General features: G+C 51.3%; 15 protein-coding genes. 8 read left to right on the top strand and 7 right to left on the bottom strand.

Annotated features, from left to right (window positions below; all coding sequences use genetic code 11):
• Positions 1–79 precede the first annotated feature (79 nt).
• Complete coding sequence (locus tag ACS5WU_RS03640) at positions 80–559, top strand: phosphatase PAP2 family protein (RefSeq protein WP_465088951.1); 480 nt, start codon at positions 80–82, stop codon at positions 557–559.
• Between the two features lie 197 nt (positions 560–756).
• Entirely contained in the window at positions 757–1,149 is a 393-nt protein-coding gene (locus ACS5WU_RS03635; protein ID WP_302761862.1) for a Fur family transcriptional regulator, read from the top strand.
• Between the two features lie 138 nt (positions 1,150–1,287).
• On the opposite strand, the gene srtB is transcribed toward ACS5WU_RS03635, so the two are convergent.
• The 7 genes from srtB to ACS5WU_RS03600 all read right to left on the bottom strand — a co-directional run bounded on the left by srtB (position 1,288) and on the right by ACS5WU_RS03600 (position 8,835).
• Positions 1,288–2,085 (bottom strand): class B sortase, encoded by a 798-nt coding sequence (srtB, locus tag ACS5WU_RS03630; protein WP_059108332.1) that lies wholly within the window; start codon positions 2,083–2,085, stop codon positions 1,288–1,290.
• A gap of 36 nt (positions 2,086–2,121) precedes the next feature.
• The gene (locus ACS5WU_RS03625) at positions 2,122–2,898 is read right to left on the bottom strand and encodes a hypothetical protein (protein ID WP_465088950.1); all 777 of its coding nucleotides are present in this window, start codon (positions 2,896–2,898) and stop codon (positions 2,122–2,124) included.
• Positions 2,899–2,910: 12 nt separating this feature from the next.
• Entirely contained in the window at positions 2,911–4,170 is a 1,260-nt protein-coding gene (locus ACS5WU_RS03620) for a diaminopimelate decarboxylase (RefSeq protein WP_059108334.1), read from the bottom strand.
• 33 nt (positions 4,171–4,203) lie between these two features.
• Positions 4,204–4,935: a metallophosphoesterase gene (locus ACS5WU_RS03615; RefSeq protein WP_465088949.1), complete on the bottom strand. Its 732-nt coding sequence runs from the start codon at positions 4,933–4,935 to the stop codon at positions 4,204–4,206.
• A 162-nt stretch (positions 4,936–5,097) separates the two neighbouring features.
• Positions 5,098–6,276 carry a hypothetical protein gene (locus ACS5WU_RS03610; RefSeq protein WP_302761536.1) on the bottom strand — a complete coding sequence of 393 codons (1,179 nt, stop codon included), beginning with the start codon at positions 6,274–6,276 and terminating at the stop codon, positions 5,098–5,100.
• Between the two features lie 25 nt (positions 6,277–6,301).
• Positions 6,302–7,102, bottom strand: a complete 801-nt coding sequence (locus tag ACS5WU_RS03605; protein ID WP_046443971.1) for a dihydropteroate synthase — start codon at positions 7,100–7,102, stop codon at positions 6,302–6,304.
• A complete protein-coding gene (locus ACS5WU_RS03600; protein WP_302761538.1) occupies positions 7,099–8,835 on the bottom strand; it encodes a bifunctional homocysteine S-methyltransferase/methylenetetrahydrofolate reductase in 1,737 nt (578 codons plus the stop codon). Before ACS5WU_RS03600 ends, ACS5WU_RS03605 begins: the two co-directional genes overlap by 4 nt.
• A gap of 202 nt (positions 8,836–9,037) precedes the next feature.
• Between ACS5WU_RS03600 and ACS5WU_RS03595 the strand changes: the two genes are divergently transcribed.
• The 6 genes from ACS5WU_RS03595 to ACS5WU_RS03570 all read left to right on the top strand — a co-directional run bounded on the left by ACS5WU_RS03595 (position 9,038) and on the right by ACS5WU_RS03570 (position 15,454).
• On the top strand, positions 9,038–10,939 hold the full coding sequence (locus tag ACS5WU_RS03595) for a fructose-bisphosphatase class III (RefSeq protein ID WP_046443970.1): 1,902 nt from the start codon (positions 9,038–9,040) through the stop codon (positions 10,937–10,939).
• 79 nt (positions 10,940–11,018) lie between these two features.
• On the top strand, positions 11,019–11,810 hold the full coding sequence (locus ACS5WU_RS03590) for a YdcF family protein (protein ID WP_052740518.1): 792 nt from the start codon (positions 11,019–11,021) through the stop codon (positions 11,808–11,810).
• Between the two features lie 237 nt (positions 11,811–12,047).
• Positions 12,048–12,329 (top strand): FeoA family protein, encoded by a 282-nt coding sequence (locus tag ACS5WU_RS03585; RefSeq protein WP_330379245.1) that lies wholly within the window; start codon positions 12,048–12,050, stop codon positions 12,327–12,329.
• Positions 12,326–14,320, top strand: coding sequence for a ferrous iron transport protein B (gene feoB / locus ACS5WU_RS03580; protein WP_059108337.1), 1,995 nt, complete (start codon positions 12,326–12,328; stop codon positions 14,318–14,320). The genes ACS5WU_RS03585 and feoB overlap by 4 nt, the downstream gene beginning before the upstream one ends.
• Positions 14,321–14,345: 25 nt before the next feature.
• A complete protein-coding gene (locus ACS5WU_RS03575) occupies positions 14,346–14,510 on the top strand; it encodes a FeoB-associated Cys-rich membrane protein (protein ID WP_082103508.1) in 165 nt (54 codons plus the stop codon).
• 23 nt (positions 14,511–14,533) lie between these two features.
• Complete coding sequence (locus tag ACS5WU_RS03570; RefSeq protein ID WP_059108338.1) at positions 14,534–15,454, top strand: DUF5996 family protein; 921 nt, start codon at positions 14,534–14,536, stop codon at positions 15,452–15,454.
• Position 15,455 lies beyond the last annotated feature (1 nt).

The raw sequence follows: 15,455 nt of genomic DNA, 5'->3' as shown, positions 1-15,455 counted from the left end.
CAAAAGGTCGTGACTTATGCTCTTTACATTCGATTTGCAGATGCTTTTTGGTACGGCTGCAGGATTATCCTGCGGTTTTTTGAACAGTTTACTTCCCGCCTTTACGCTTACCGACAGCAAAGGCCTTATCTGGCTGCTTTGCGGTTTTGTTCTCCTGCTTGATAAGCGTACCCGCCGTTCTGGATGGATGCTTCTTTTTTCAGTTGCACTCACCTATATTATTGGCGATCAGGTCATTAAGGATCTGGTCGCCCGTCCGCGCCCCTTTGCAGAATTCGGCGTGTCAAATCTCCTCATTCCCACTCCCGATGGATATTCCTTTCCCTCCGGTCACGCATCCTCTTCCTTTGCGGCACTCACCGTTATCTACGCAACCAATAAAAAAATGCGCATACCGGCTGCGGTTTACGCGCTTTTAATCGCTTTTTCACGCGTATACCTTTTTGTCCACTTTCCTTCGGACGTACTCGCCGGAGCTATTTTGGGAACGCTTTGCGCGTATCTCATAATGATGGTTTTCAACCGTTTCCAAATACCGCGCCCGCTTTACGAATCGTAACCGCATAAAAAATCGACACGCCCCCATAATCGGTATCATTTCTTCTTTTCATTGCCGCAGCTCTGCGCCTGTAATATCAACGCCCGTGTTTTTCTGTGGTTTATTAATCTTTTTTAAAAAAAGTGGTTGACTTTTTTGTGCAACGTATTATAATAATAATCAAGAATGATAATCATTCTTAGTTAGGTGCTTAAACGATGATATATTCGAAACAAAGGGAATTGATTTTAAAGACAGTTTTGGAAAACAGGATTCATCCAACAGCTGACCGTGTCTTTTCTCTTTTAAAGCCGGAGCATCCCGGGCTGAGTCTGGCAACCGTGTACCGCAACCTCAATCAGCTTGCGCAAAACGGATTGCTGCTGAAGATTCCCATTCCGGGTGGAGCGGACCATTTCGACGGCACGCTCGAAGAGCACTATCACATGATCTGTGAGAAATGCGGTGAAATGGTAGATATTCCTTTCGAATATGTTCCGGGGTTTGACAAACAGGTGGAAGAAAGCAGCGGATGCCGGATTCGCTCCCATACGATTGTTTTTTATGGCCTGTGTCCCAAATGCGTTTCCACCGCGCAGGCGTCTTCTTGAGTGTCCTGTGTGGTTAAAACCAACATATTTCTTCACGAAAACAAGCGTTTCTGCAATGATTGGGGGTCAGGAACGCTTGTTTTTATGGCGCAAAAAATCCCTTCGTAAAAACGAAGGGATTTATTTTCCGCTACTTTTTTATTTTTGCAGCACTGCCTGCACCACGTACCGGTCGGTATCCTGGCCTTTCACACAGGTGGAAAGCGTAATGATACGATCCTGCGGCGAAAGCTCTATGTCTGTTTCCACCCCGGAACGTTCCTTCATCTTTTCGAGGTAAGACGCATAATCGTCCTCACTTGCAAACCCAATGGTATAGGTTTCATCCACCTCGTTTACCACATAGGCTGAAAAAATCCTGTACTTCGAAACCGTTCCATCCGGCAGGTACAAATAGATGATGTCATTTTCCCTGAAAAACGCCTCATCCTGATACTTATGCAGGTCTGCAAACATAGCGCCGCTGTTCATGCGGTGCCCGTAAATAATGGTATTTTGATCTGAAAAATCAGGACTGTTCTGCTCGTCCAGAAAAATCGCGCCTGCGCGGTCCGATTCCTTATTCGCATTGTGCGAAATATAATAATCGTTATCCTCCCCAATGACCAGCGGATAATCGATACGTGTGTTCGGCATATAAATCCAGCCGATGATATCTTCATTGACCGCCCTGAGCGCGTCAAAATCAATCGTCCGGTCAAGCGGGCCCCCGGGCGCGTCCTGCTGCGCGTCGGCAGAAGGCATGGCAATTTCCTTCAGGCCATGATATGCCTGGTCTGTCGCAAACCAATCGCTGCCAATGCCAATGATATTTACAAGCGAAAATACAAGAACAACAGCCGCAATAACAATCACAACCCATGCAAGCCTGCCCTTTTTCTTTCCGCTTCCTTCTTTTTTATATTCCTCCGGCGCACCGCCGAGTTTTTTGCTCATTCAGGTTCCTTTCGCTCACAAACCAATCCATATATATTATAAACCGGAATGCACCGATACAAACGCATCCGGGCTTGGCGTAAACTGCGTTGAACTATCGTATGAGAGCCCTATCTCGTAGGTGTCGTCCCCCAGCAAATGCAGGTACACATAAACCGCGCTGTTTCCCGGGCGGCTCCATGCGTAGTAAAATTCCGCGACCTCGTTTTCATTTACCGCATCCGTAATTTCTTCTTCGTCAAACTCGCCCATCACAACGAAGTTGTCGCCCACGCCCAGCGGGTTAATCAGCCATGAGTGGATCGTCACCTTGCCATATCTTTCTCTTGCAAGCGTGTAAAGATAATCGTACTCTTTCACAATTTGCTGTGCATTGACCATTTTACGGCTGCCTGTATACCAATAGTCGATGTAATTGTTTTTGCCGTTCAGGTTAAAGCCAAGCTCCACATTGCTGTCTTTACCCATAAACGGCGTACTTTTTACATATCTGCCCGTATCTTCCCGATAGGTGTACAAGCCGTTTTGTTCGATGTCTGCAAGCGTAGGGACATTATTTCCCGCAAGGAGCCCTTCCGGATCCGCAAGCTGGGCAAATTCTTCCTCAAGCGGCGACGTTTCGTCCTCCGCCTCGATTTGCGGTTCAGGCTGCGATGGGAGCGCAGGCAGGCTGCCATGCTGCGGCAACCGCCCATCGGTTCCAGCCTCTTGCAATCTCTCCCGCGCGAGTTGTGCAATATCCCGCGCAAGGCCGCACGAACAACACATTACAAGCATTGCGGCTATTAAGATGGTTGCAATCAGCTTTTTCATATCTGCCGTCCTCTATTTATCAAACAGGTTCATAAAATCAAACGTCGCAAAGTAATCTTCCGGGGTTTCTGCACGGCGGATGAGCTGTGTGCTGCCGTCCTCTTTTAAAAGAACCTCCGCGCTGCGCAGCTTTCCGTTGTAATTGTACCCCATCGAAAATCCATGCGCCCCCGTATCGTGGATCACCAGCAAATCCCCCATATCGATTTTCGGCAGCATCCTGTCGATCGCAAACTTATCGTTGTTTTCGCACAGCCCGCCCGTCACATCGTACTTATGGTCTGCGGGCGCGTCTTCCTTGCCCATGACTGTGATATGGTGGTAAGAACCATACATCGCCGGACGCATCAGGTTCGCCGCGCACGCATCTACGCCAATATATTCCTTGTACGTATGCTTTTCGTGCATTGCCCGCGTCACAAGGCAGCCGTACGGCCCGAGCATAAAACGTCCCAGCTCTGTGAAAATCGCGACGCCGCCCATACCCACCGGCACAAGCACTTCGTGAAAAGCCTTTTCCACCCCCGCGCCAATGCGCAGGATGTCCGGCAGCTCGCCGCCCTGCTCGTATGGAATCCCCACGCCGCCCGACAGGTTGATAAACCTGATATCCGCGCCTGTTTCATCCCGCAGACGCACCGCAACTTCAAATAATATCCTGGCGAGAGCCGGATAATATTCTTCAGTCTGCGTGTTGCTTGCAAGAAATGCGTGGATTCCAAAATATTTTGCGCCAAGCGTTTGCAGCTTGAGGTAAGCCTCGCGCATTTGCTCATAGGTCATCCCATATTTGGCTTCGCCCGGGTTATCCATAATGCTGGTCGATATCTGGAAAGTTCCGCCCGGATTATACCTGCAGCAAATCGTCTCCGGAATCCCCGCGACCTTCTCCAAAAAATCCACGTGCGTCAGGTCGTCGAGGTTAATGATCGATCCAAGCTGCTTTGCCAGCTTAAAATCCTCAGCCGGCGTGTCGTTTGACGAAAACATGATCTCATGGCCTTTAAAACCGCACGCATCCGAAAGCATCAGCTCCGTATAGGAAGAGCAGTCCACCCCGCAGCCTTCCTCCCGCAGTATTTTCATAATCACTGGATTGGGCGTCGCCTTCACGGCAAAATATTCCTTAAAGCCCTTGTTCCACGAGAATGCCTGGTTCATACGCCGGGCGTTTTCACGGATTCCCCTTTCGTCATAGAGGTGGAAGGGCGTAGGATATTTCCGCGCGATCTCCTCGAGTTGTTCCTTCGTTACGAACGGTTTCTTTTCCATGTCGTGTTCCCCTTTTGCAAAATTTTAAAACTTTTATACCTGCTCCTTCGGATCCGGCTCGATATATACCGCAACCAGCTCCGGCGGATTATTGATTCGTATTTTGGGATAGCCGCTCGAGCCAAGCCCGCGGCTGATAATCATCGTGGTCGCCCCGTCCGTAAACTCGCCTTCCACATATTTGGGCATAAACCCCTGTCCGCTCATGGCAAACGCCCCGATCTTCGGGAACCTGATCTGCCCTGCGTGCGTATGCCCGGAAAGCACAAGGTCAATGTTTTTGTGCAGGTACAGCGGATAATATTCCGGCCTGTGCGCCAGGAAAATATTGAACCCCTGCTCCCGCCGCGTAAAAACATCCACAGATTTCAGCACGTCCACATTGTCAAATGTGATATCGTCCATTCCGGAGAGGTTCACCTCGCTCCTGCCCACCTCGACAGTCCTGATATCCCCGCTGCGCAGCACTGTGATGCCCTGGTCTTCCATAATATCTTCAACCCTGCCGTCAAAGTTGCGTTCGTGATTCCCCGTTACAAAGTACGCGGGCGCAATTCCTGCCACCTCCCGCGCAAACTGCCTCGTATACTGCGCGTCAATCTCCTTCTGGTGCCCGTGGGCAACCATATCGCCCGTGATTGCAATGATATCCGGCATGAGTCCTGAAACCTTGTCAAACAGCTGTCCGTTTTTTTCCCCGAACTCCTTTTCGTGCAGGTCTGAAAGGTGTGCTACCACAACCCCGCTTTTTACTTTATCGCTCAAAATCCCATAGGATGTGATTTGTACCGTATTATTATTGAACATTATTTTTTTGTTACCCTCGTTTTATACTTCATATAGACTTTTATTATAGTATAAAAAGGCCGCGGGTTCAATCGTGTAAAGGCTTTGCGGCGATGAATATTTTGTAAAGTTTTTGCTCTTTCACCACAGGAAAGTAGATTCCCGGAACCAGAGGAACAGGCATCCAAATTCCAACAGTACCGAAATGGCCACGATGGAGACTGTAATCCATTTTTTGTTCCATGATGCAATAAGGTCGGTAAAGCCCAGCATAAAGACAACATTTCCCACCAAATACCGTGGGATAGACTGTAAGCGAACCGAAACAGGGATCAGCAGCAGAGCAAACGCCATTGCCGCCTCCGCAAACCGTTTTTTCCACAGAAGGTAACTGCTGAGGATCAGTCCCCAAACAGCACACGCCGCAAAAAAGGCCTGCCGTCCTTCCCCGGATGTAAATCCGCTTATGATCGTAGCGAACGGATTGCCAATCCCGCCGCCCCATGCCGCCTGCGCGTGAATAAATGCGAGCGGATCGCCTGTACGCGTCCACAAAAAGCTCATAAAAATTACAAGCCCCATGACCGTAAAAACAGCCCCGAGCAATAATCTCCAGTCTGTAAACGCAAACCTGAAAAAACCTGCTATACTCTTTTTCCCATGTAACTTACAGTAATCCGCAATCACCTGAACCAGAAGGCCAAGCAGCAGCACGATTCCCGTGTTCCTTGTAAGCGTCAGGAAAAAGCCAAATACGCCCATCAGCAGGTAATTTCGTTGATACAGGAAATACAGGGAGCCGGTGAACAGCAGAAGGTAGAGCGATTCCGTATAATAACTCGCAAAATAAAACGAATAGCATCCCATAGACAGCAGCACACATGCCACGATTGCCTGTCCTGCTTTGCCGCCGCGCGTTTCGAGCACATATTTAAAAATCAAAAACAACGCTGCAGCCTGGAAAATGATATTCAATATAAAGCCAAGCAGCCAGATATCAGCCCCCGTTACAGCGTGTGCTCCGCGCACGATAACACTGAATAAGGGGAAAAAAGCCCAGTTCACCAGCCCGCCGGAATAATCGGCCCCATAAGTATAGCCCCCTGCTGTAATTCCGCGGTACCACTGGGCATCCCAAATGTTGAGCGCAGGCAAAAAACCGCGCACATCCCCCGTTTGCGCTGCGTATCCCTGATAAAAAACATAAATGATGAGCCTTGAGACAAGTACAAGAACAAACGAAAAAAGGCAAATATTCAAATTCGAATACTTGCCCTTTTCAAACAAATCCGCGCCCCGGTACCGTTTCCCAAGCTTCATACATACCCCTTGCCACAAATCGCGTTTATTCCTGCTCCTCCAGCTCCCGGTAAGACTGCAGGTAATCCATACAATATTCGTCCCTGCCCCAAAGCATCTCCGTTGCCTTCAGGTGCATTTTCATATTCGGATTCGTGATATCCATAATCGCCGCGTCAAGGCCCTGCGACATCCCGCACGCCAGAAACGCGCTGTTGATTATGCCGCGCTTTGGCAGCCCAAATGAAATATTGGATAACCCTGCCAAAAGATGTACGTCCGGAAATTCCCTGTGAAGCGTGCCTGTAGCCTCGAGCGCCTCTTTTGGAGAGTCCCACCCTGTCGCTGCGGCTTCTACAACGATATCCACATAGATATCCCCGTCCGAAACACCGTTTTCCCTCAGGATTTTGATCAGCCTCCCGGCGTTTTCCACCCTGCGCTCCGCCGTCTTGGGAATCCCATCCCCGTCAAGCGGCATCGCAACGATTCCAGTTTTATATGTTTGGATGAGCGGAAGCACGCCTGCAAGGCGGTCCTCCTCGAGCGTTACGGAATTGATAATCGCATCCTTCAGTTCCACCTGTCCAAATAAAAACGCAAGCGCATCCGGATTTGTGGAATCCGCCATAATCCCGCATTCCGGCGCCGCCGCGAGCGCAAGCTCCACAACCCATTTTAACATCTCCGGTTCATCATCGCACATTCCGGTGTTGATATCGAGGTACTGTGCTCCAGCCCTTGCCTGCCGCGCGGCAAGCCCTGTGACAAACGCTTCGTCTTTTTTCTGAAATCCTTCCAGCGTGGAAGGGATCGAGCTGTTCAGTTTTTCTCCAATAACAATCATTTCCTTAACTCCTTTATGATTTCGCACACGATGTCTGCCCGTTTGAGCGGCGTAATCAAATAATATCCATCCGCCACGCCACGCACAAGCTTCGCCGCGTCAAGCGCGGTTTGCACCGCAAGCCCTGCAGCCTGTTCCCTGTCCGCGTCGCGAAACCGTTCGCACACGCTTTGCGGGATCTCAATCCCCGCAAGCTCGTTGTTGATAAAACACGCGTTGCGGTAGCTCACAACGGGCATAATGCCCGCCCAGATATCCACTGAGAGTTCTCTTTTCGCGCGCGCAAGATTATCCGCGGCCCGCTGGTCGTACACCGGCTGCGTCAGCAAACAGGTCATCCCTGCTTTCTCCTTTTTCTTTGCCTTGGCAAGCTCCGCGTCAAAATTCTGCGCGTTTACATTGAGCGCCCCCATAATGGTAAAAGGCTTGTCCACAAATACAGTCTGGTTCAAATCCCTGATAAAATCCGCGTATAAAACAGAATTGAACTGGAATACGCTTTTGATTTCGTCCCTGCGGTTACTGGGAATGGGATCGCCCGTCACCACAAGCAGGTTCCTGACCTTCTGCATGGATAGCCCCAGCAAAAGCGCCTTGGAAGCATTGAGGTTCCTGTCGCGGCACGTAAGATGTGGAAGCGCTTCGATACCATACTGCATTTTCAGCATCGCCGCAAGCATGCTGCTGTCCGCGCGCGCACGGCCAATGGGGCAATCCGCAATCGTGATATAATCCGCACCCGCGGCATGGAGGTCCTTCGCCGCCTGCACAAAAAAGGAATGATCGGCGTCAAGTGGAGAATCGAGCTCTACTGCGATTGGTTTTTGCGTATAGCTCTTCCTTTCCGCATGAACGGTTTCCCCCTTTTTCTTCGGCTTATATGGATACGCTTGCCCTTCCATGCTTTTAAGCGCCTGCTTTACCGCGCGGATATGCTCGGGCGTGGTGCCGCAGCAGCCGCCGAGAATCTGCACGCCCTCCCGCCTGATCTTTTTCAGTTGCTCGGCAAAATAATCCGGCGTGCTTTTGAATACCGTGCGCCCGCCAACCACAGTCGGATATCCTGCGTTTGGCATGATCGAAATCGTCTTTCCGTAAAAATCCGTACTGCGCACTACGTTTACCATATGCAGGGGGCCGCATATACAGTTAAAGCCGTATGCGTCGATCTCCCCCACTTCATGCAAATCGGCGATGACCCCCTGTGCGGAAACACCCGACTGCGTATATAAATCCGGGGCAACCGAACACTCTGTAATCACATAAGAATCCGGAGCCACACTTTTTACATACCTTGCCGCGTCCGCCAGAACCGGCGCCTGGTCGAAGGTCTCGAACAAAAAACATTTGACGCCGTTCTCCACAAAACGGTCTATGATCGCGCGGCGTTCGCTGTCGCACCGCTGCTGGTCTGCATGCAGGATAGGCCCCATGCTTGCAAAAATATGCGTATGCGGCCCTGCGGCTTTCTTTGCACAGTCGCAGCCCGCGTCAATCACTTGCAGTACTGTTTCCATATCCGCAGCCATAGAAAAAGTATTAGCCGCAAACGTATTGGTTTTGATCGCATCTGCGCCTGCGTCCACATACTCTCTGTGCGCGTCGATCACGCGCTGTGGATTTCTGATGTTTTCTAGTTCGCAGCGCGCTACGCTGCCTTCGTATTTTGCCGCAAGATAGGTTCCCATCGCCCCGTCAAACAGCAAAATGCCGGATTTTCCAAATAAGTTCATCCTTCCTCCCATATCGCTGAAAATCTGTTTCCTACACATTATATCATAGAAAAATTCCCCAATCACAGAAAATCCATTCCTATTTTTCATAAAATGCGTTAAAATATGAGATGTGCGAACATTGCAAGTGTTTATTTCATTATGAATATCACATCGTCACATCCGCTGGCGCGACATCATTTTTTTCGAAAGGTTTTTGAAAATGTCTGAAACAAATACGAAGTATCTGGAACTATTGTCGCTGAAATACCCAACCGTCCAGGAGGCGTGTACGGAAATCATCAACCTGCAGGCCATCCTGAACCTTCCAAAGGGAACGGAGCATTTTGTAAGCGACATCCACGGCGAGGCCGACGCGTTTTGCCACATCCTCAACAACGCCTCCGGCGTGATTCGCGAAAAGGTTGACATGCTTTTTGAAAAAACGCTTTCCTCAAAGGAACGCACCGAGCTGTGCACGCTGATTTATTACCCCGAGCGCAAGCTGGAAAATATCAAAAAGAACGCCGACGACCTTGCGGAATGGTACCGCATCACGCTATACCGGATGATCGATATCTGCAGGCTGTGCGCCTCCAAATATACCCGTTCCAAGGTGCGTAAGGCGCTTCCAAAGGATTTTGAATATATCATCGACGAGCTGCTCCACACCAGCCACGGCGATAAAGACAAGCAGGGCTATTACGAACACATCATTTCAACCATTATTGAAATCGGCAGGTCAGACGCGTTTATCACCGCGCTTGCCGGAGTGATCAAGCGGTTGGTTGTAGACCGGCTGCACGTAGTCGGCGACGTATTCGACCGCGGGCCGCATGCAGATGTAATCCTCGATAAGCTTATGGCCCACCACGCTGTCGATATCCAGTGGGGAAACCACGACATTTTGTGGATGGGCGCTGCCGCGGGAAGCGCGGCGTGCATTGCGTGTGTGCTCAACATCAGCACAAAATATTCCAACATCGATTTTGTGGAAACCGCCTACGGCATCAACCTGAGGCCGCTCGCGCTGTTCGCTCAGGAAACCTACACCGACGATACCGACCTTCTGGACCATATGCACAAGGCAATCGCCATCATCCAGTTCAAGCTGGAAGGCCAAACCATTATGAGGCATCCGGAATACGACATGGACGACCGCCTGATCCTCGACAAAATCGATTTTGACAAAATGACCGTTCTCATCGACGGTAAAACCTACGGGCTGAACGACCACGACTTCCCCACGATCGATCCCAAGCATCCCTATAACCTGACGCAGGAAGAGGCCGAGGTGGTTTCACAGCTTATCTATTCCTTTATGCAAAGCGAAAAGCTGCAACGCCATGTCAAATTCCTCTTTTCGCAGGGCAGCATTTACCTCACCTTCAACGGCAATCTTTTATTCCACGGCTGTATCCCTATGACAAAGGAAGGGGAATTTTACCCCTTCGACTTTGGCGGCGTGTGCCGCAAGGGCAAAGAACTGATGGATTATGCCGACGCGCTCGCGCGGCAGGGGTATTACGCCAAGGAAGGAACGCAGGCAAGGCAAACCGGGCGCGACTTTCTCTGGTACCTGTGGTGCGGCAAACGCTCGCCCCTCTTTGGGCGCAGCAAAATCGCCACCTTTGAGCGTATGTTTATCGACGATAAGGATTCGTGGACAGAGGTAAAGGATCCCTACTACCACTGGGTAGAGCAGCAGGATACCTGCGAAAAAATATTGCATGAATTTGAACTCGACGGAAAATATTCCCATATCGTAAACGGGCATGTACCCGTGCGCTCCAAGGATGGCGAGCTTCCGGTGCGCGGGGGCGGCAAGCTCATCGTGATCGACGGCGGCTTCTGCCGGGCATACCATAAGCAGACGGGCATCGCGGGCTATACCATGTTTTATAATTCCTATGGCATACGCCTTGTGTCCCACGAGCCGTTCCCCGGCCTTTCGGATGCGGTTTTGAACAACAAGGACATCCTTTCCACCTACGTTGTGTTCGATACCGCGCAGGAGCGCATCACCGTGGGAGAGACGGACGTCGGACGCGCGCTGCAAAACGATATCGACGACCTCACCGCGCTGCTGGACGCTTACCGCGACGGTACGGTGAAAGAAAAATGAAGGATTCCTTAACTTAGGCCGTATTCGGTTGACATCAGCGCCCCGTCCCTGTATCATAACAAAAAAACAAGGCGGGCTTATGAAAAACAAAAAAGCATTAAAAATATTACGCGTCATATTATTTGCCCTCGGGCTGTTATTTGTGGTTTATTCAGGTATACTGCTCAGCATGAACAACTTTAATCTGGGCAACGTGCTGCCCGGGCTTCTTGGAATCCCGCTGCTGCTTTATGGAATTTTTGCGCCGCACCTCAACAAATGGTTTTCCCACGGCCCTGGCAGGGTGGTCAAGTGGATTTTTATCATCGGCTATCTTTTCCTGATCTGTGTTTTTACAGTATTTGGTATACGGATGGGTGTCGCCGCAAATACCGTTCCGCCGGAAAATGCGGACGCTGTTATCGTGCTTGGCGCGGCGCTCAAAGGCACGCAGCCGTCAGATACGCTCGCGCGCAGGCTGGATACGGCAATCGGCTACGCGCAGCAAAACCCGGGCAGCGTGATTGTGGTAAGCGGCGGCCAGGGCCCGCAGGAGGATATCCCGGAGGCCCACGCAATGCGCGATTACCTCATAAGCCACGGAATCGGCGAAAACCGCATCCTCGTGGAAGACCAGTCGCGCAGCACGCACCAGAACTTTGTCAATTCCAAAAAGATACTCGACGAACGTTTTGGCGAAGGCAGCTATACCACCGTATTCGTAACCAACGATTACCACATACTGCGCGGGCTGATCAACGCGCAGGCCGCGGGCATGACGGACGTGCACGGCCTCGCCTACCGCTCGCTGATCTACACCGCGCCACCCTCTTATATGCGCGAATCGCTTGCGCTGCTTGCAACCTACGCGTTCGGCGCGGATGTAACATAATACGAATCCTGCAAAAGCGGACGGAATCCCGTCCGCTTTTTGTTTGGCAGTTGTCCGGCAATGCTGTTGCCATAGCATGACAGCCCTGCAACCTCCTTTCAGGTTTTATCCATATTCCCCCGCCCCGCAGCGCCCGCCGTTCCTTTTGGGAAATACATTTCCTTTGATTGACAACCGGTATCTTTTCTATTACCATTAGTGTAGGTTAATAGCGGGAAAAAGCGGAGGTCGCGTCCTGTGGTTAGCCTTGGCTATGTGCCAACAAGGGAGTGTCAGGATCACGATATGCACACATTGAATCAATTAAAGCCCGGGGAATCGGGCATTATCAAAAACGTAGGGGGCTTTGGCGCGCTTCGCCGCAGGCTTCTTGAAATGGGGCTCACCCCCGGCACGCGCATCATGGTACAGAAGATGGCGCCGTCCGGGGATCCAATCGAAATCCATATCCGCGGTTACCAGCTCACGCTGCGTCGGGACGACGCCCGGCAAATCGAGCTTATGGAGGAAGGCGCATGAATACATTGATTGCGCTTGCCGGTAACCAGAACTGTGGAAAAACCACCCTGTTTAACCAACTGACCGGATCAAACCAGCACGTGGGGAACTTCCCCGGCGTAACCGTAGAGCATAAGGAAGGCCGGATCAAAGGCGAAAAGGACATGTCCGTCGTCGATCTTCCGGGTATTTATTCCCTTTCACCCTACACGCCGGAGGAAATCGTCTCACGTGATTTTATCATACGTCAAAATCCGGATGCGATTTTAAATATCGTAGACGCGACAAACCTGCAGCGTAATTTATACCTTACCCTGCAACTGATCGAGCTGAATAAGCCAATGGTTATCGCGCTTAATATGATGGACGAGGTGCGTGCAAACGGCATCACAATCGATATCAAAAAACTGAGCGAAGACATCGGCGTTCCCGTGGTACCGATTTCGGCAGCCAAAAACCAGGGCGTGGAAGAACTCGTGGAGGAGCTAAAGCGCGTCATCAAAAACCGCGAGCTTCCAAAGCGCACCGATTTCTGCGGCGGCGAAGTCCATAAGGCCCTGCACGCCGCGCGCCACCTGATCGAAGACCATGCGGCTGCCGCGGGCTATCCGTCGCGTTTTGCCGCGTCCAAGCTCATCGAGGGCGACGAACCCTTAGAGCAGGCGCTGGAGCTGGACGAATCCGATAAAGACATTTTGCAGCATATCATAGACCAGATGGAGGAGGGCGTTGGCACAGACCGCGAAGCCGCCCTCGTGGATATGCGCTACAAATACATTGAGCAGCTGTACGACGAATGCGTTTCCCAAAAAAGCAGCACGCGCGAAATGCAGCGTTCCGTCAAAATCGATAAGGTGCTTACACATAAAATATGGGCGATACCCATCTTCATCGGCATTATGGCGCTCATTTTTTACCTGACCTTCGATTCCATCGGCGGGCTTTTAAGCGGCCTCATGGAGGACGGCATCGCAGCGGTCACAGACCTTGCCGACGCGGGGCTTACCGCCGCAAACGTCTCCCCGTGGATGCACTCCTTTATCATTGACGGCGTGTTTACAGGCGTTGGCAGCGTGCTGTCCTTCCTGCCCGTCATTGTAATCCTCTTCTTTTTCCTGTCCATATTGGAAGACTCCGGCTATATGGCGCGCGTCGCGTTTGTCATGGATAGCTCCCTGCGTAAAATCGGCCTTTCAGGCCGCTCCTTCGTGCCGATGCTGATTGGCTTTGGCTGCAGCGTACCGGCAATTATGTCTGCGCGCACCCTGGCAAGCGACAGGGACAGGAAGCTTACGATTCTCATTACGCCGTTTATGTCGTGCGGGGCAAAGGTGCCGATTTACGCGCTGTTTACCGCCGCGTTTTTTGTAAAAAACCAGGCCCTTGTAATGACCTCCCTTTATGTGCTGGGCATTATTGTGGCAATCGTCACCGGCCTGATTCTCAAAAAGACGATTTTCAAAGGCAATCCCGTGCCGTTTGTGCTCGAGCTGCCCGCCTACCGCCTGCCCTCGCCAAAGAGCGTGCTGCTGCACATGTGGGATAAGGCAAAAGACTTTCTGGTACGCGCGTTCACCATCATTTTCATCGCGAGCATCATCATCTGGTTCCTGCAGTCCTTTGACTTCCAGTTCAATTTCGTAACCGATAATTCCACCAGCATCCTCGCGGGCATCGGCAAGGCCGTCGCGCCCATATTCGCGCCCCTTGGCTTTGGCAACTGGCAGTCCGCCACAGCGCTCATTACCGGTTTATCCGCCAAGGAAACGGTTATAAGTACATTGTCGGTACTTACCGGCGGCGAACAAATGCTGACCTCGCTTTTCACGCCGCTCTCCGCTTATGCGTTCCTGTCCTTCGTACTGCTGTATATGCCGTGCGTTGCGGCTCTTGCGACCACAAAGCGCGAGCTTGGCGGAAAGAATGCGGCCCTTACCATGCTCTATCAAACGTGCGTTGCCTGGGTGGTCGCGTTCCTTATTTTCCAGGTCGGTTCGCTGTTTCTCGGTTAAGTCCCTTCACCGGAGGCTTACAATTATGGTTGAGATTATTTTGGCGGTCGTCATCGTTGCCGCTGTCGCGGCGGCAGTCACCTATATCGTCAAAAAAAAGAAAAAGGGCGAGTGCGTCGGATGCAGCGAGTGTAACCGCGCAGCCGGATGCAGCGGTTGCCCCCACAATAAAACCAGGTCTCCGAAATAATAACTTTTGGAGGTTTCTTTTTTATGGTACAAACTTTAAATTATGACAAATGGGCCGATACGGCGTATACGCTGCACATGCTCGCGCAAATGATGGGCAAGGTAAAGCTTGTGCGGATGCCCGCGCAGCCGGAATGGGGCCACGTAGTGCTCGATTTCACGGCGCAGGGGCTAACCACAGGGCTGATTCCCAATGGAGAGCGCAGCTTTACGATTTCGCTTAACCTTGACACCTCCACCGTTTTCACACAGACGGTTTCCGGCGATACGGCTGGTTTTTCGCTCCGCAACAATACGTCGGTCAGCGAGTATTACAACGATTTCAAAAAGATGCTCGGCATCCTCGTGTGCGATACGGTGATCAACGAAGTCCCGCAGGAAATGAGTACCAAAACCCCATTTTACGACGATACGGATAAGCGCGACTACGACGCGTGCGCGGCAAAGGACTTTTTCAGCATGTACGTATACGCGCGCAACCGCCTGCTTGAATTTGTCTCGCCCTTCCGTGGCAAAAAGGTGATTCCTTCGTTTTTCTGGGGAACCTTTGACGTGTCCGCCATCCTGTTTTCCGGCAAGCCCAGCCCATTTTCCGGCGGCGGCGTGATCGAGCAAAACGGATTTGACGAGCAGTTTATGGAATTTGGCTTCTGGGCGGGCGACGAAACCCTCCCCGCGCCCTCGTTTTTCATCATGCCCTACCCGTTCATCAAGGACGATCTTGGGCAGGAAAGGCTGAAGCCGGATAAGGCAATATGGAGCACCCAGAAAATGGAATACTTCCTGACGCTGGACGACGCGCTTTCCACTCCCGATCCGGATCAGGCAATCAGGGATTTCTTCCAGAACGCGTTTGACGTGGTCACAAAGCACGAGCAGTGGGATTGTATCGATTGGTTCACAAAACCCCTCTTAATCCCTGAATACAGGCACAACGTAAAATAAG

Source organism: Christensenella sp. KGMB01412 (assembly GCF_055522415.1).
The sequence above is the reverse complement of the archived record's forward strand: the minus strand, read 5'-3'. Positions and strand labels throughout refer to the sequence as shown.

Excerpts from the sequence above, each read along its gene's own strand:
- ACS5WU_RS03635 (WP_302761862.1), top strand. The coding sequence starts at position 757 with ATGATATATTCGAAACAAAGGGAATTGATTTTAAAGACAGTTTTGGAA.
- srtB (WP_059108332.1), bottom strand. The coding sequence starts at position 2,085 with ATGAGCAAAAAACTCGGCGGTGCGCCGGAGGAATATAAAAAAGAAGGA.
- ACS5WU_RS03625 (WP_465088950.1), bottom strand. The coding sequence starts at position 2,898 with ATGAAAAAGCTGATTGCAACCATCTTAATAGCCGCAATGCTTGTAATG.
- ACS5WU_RS03620 (WP_059108334.1), bottom strand. The coding sequence starts at position 4,170 with ATGGAAAAGAAACCGTTCGTAACGAAGGAACAACTCGAGGAGATCGCG.
- ACS5WU_RS03610 (WP_302761536.1), bottom strand. The coding sequence starts at position 6,276 with ATGAAGCTTGGGAAACGGTACCGGGGCGCGGATTTGTTTGAAAAGGGC.
- ACS5WU_RS03605 (WP_046443971.1), bottom strand. The coding sequence starts at position 7,102 with ATGATTGTTATTGGAGAAAAACTGAACAGCTCGATCCCTTCCACGCTG.
- ACS5WU_RS03600 (WP_302761538.1), bottom strand. The coding sequence starts at position 8,835 with ATGAACTTATTTGGAAAATCCGGCATTTTGCTGTTTGACGGGGCGATG.
- ACS5WU_RS03595 (WP_046443970.1), top strand. The coding sequence starts at position 9,038 with ATGTCTGAAACAAATACGAAGTATCTGGAACTATTGTCGCTGAAATAC.
- ACS5WU_RS03590 (WP_052740518.1), top strand. The coding sequence starts at position 11,019 with ATGAAAAACAAAAAAGCATTAAAAATATTACGCGTCATATTATTTGCC.
- feoB (WP_059108337.1), top strand. The coding sequence starts at position 12,326 with ATGAATACATTGATTGCGCTTGCCGGTAACCAGAACTGTGGAAAAACC.
- ACS5WU_RS03575 (WP_082103508.1), top strand. The coding sequence starts at position 14,346 with ATGGTTGAGATTATTTTGGCGGTCGTCATCGTTGCCGCTGTCGCGGCG.
- ACS5WU_RS03570 (WP_059108338.1), top strand. The coding sequence starts at position 14,534 with ATGGTACAAACTTTAAATTATGACAAATGGGCCGATACGGCGTATACG.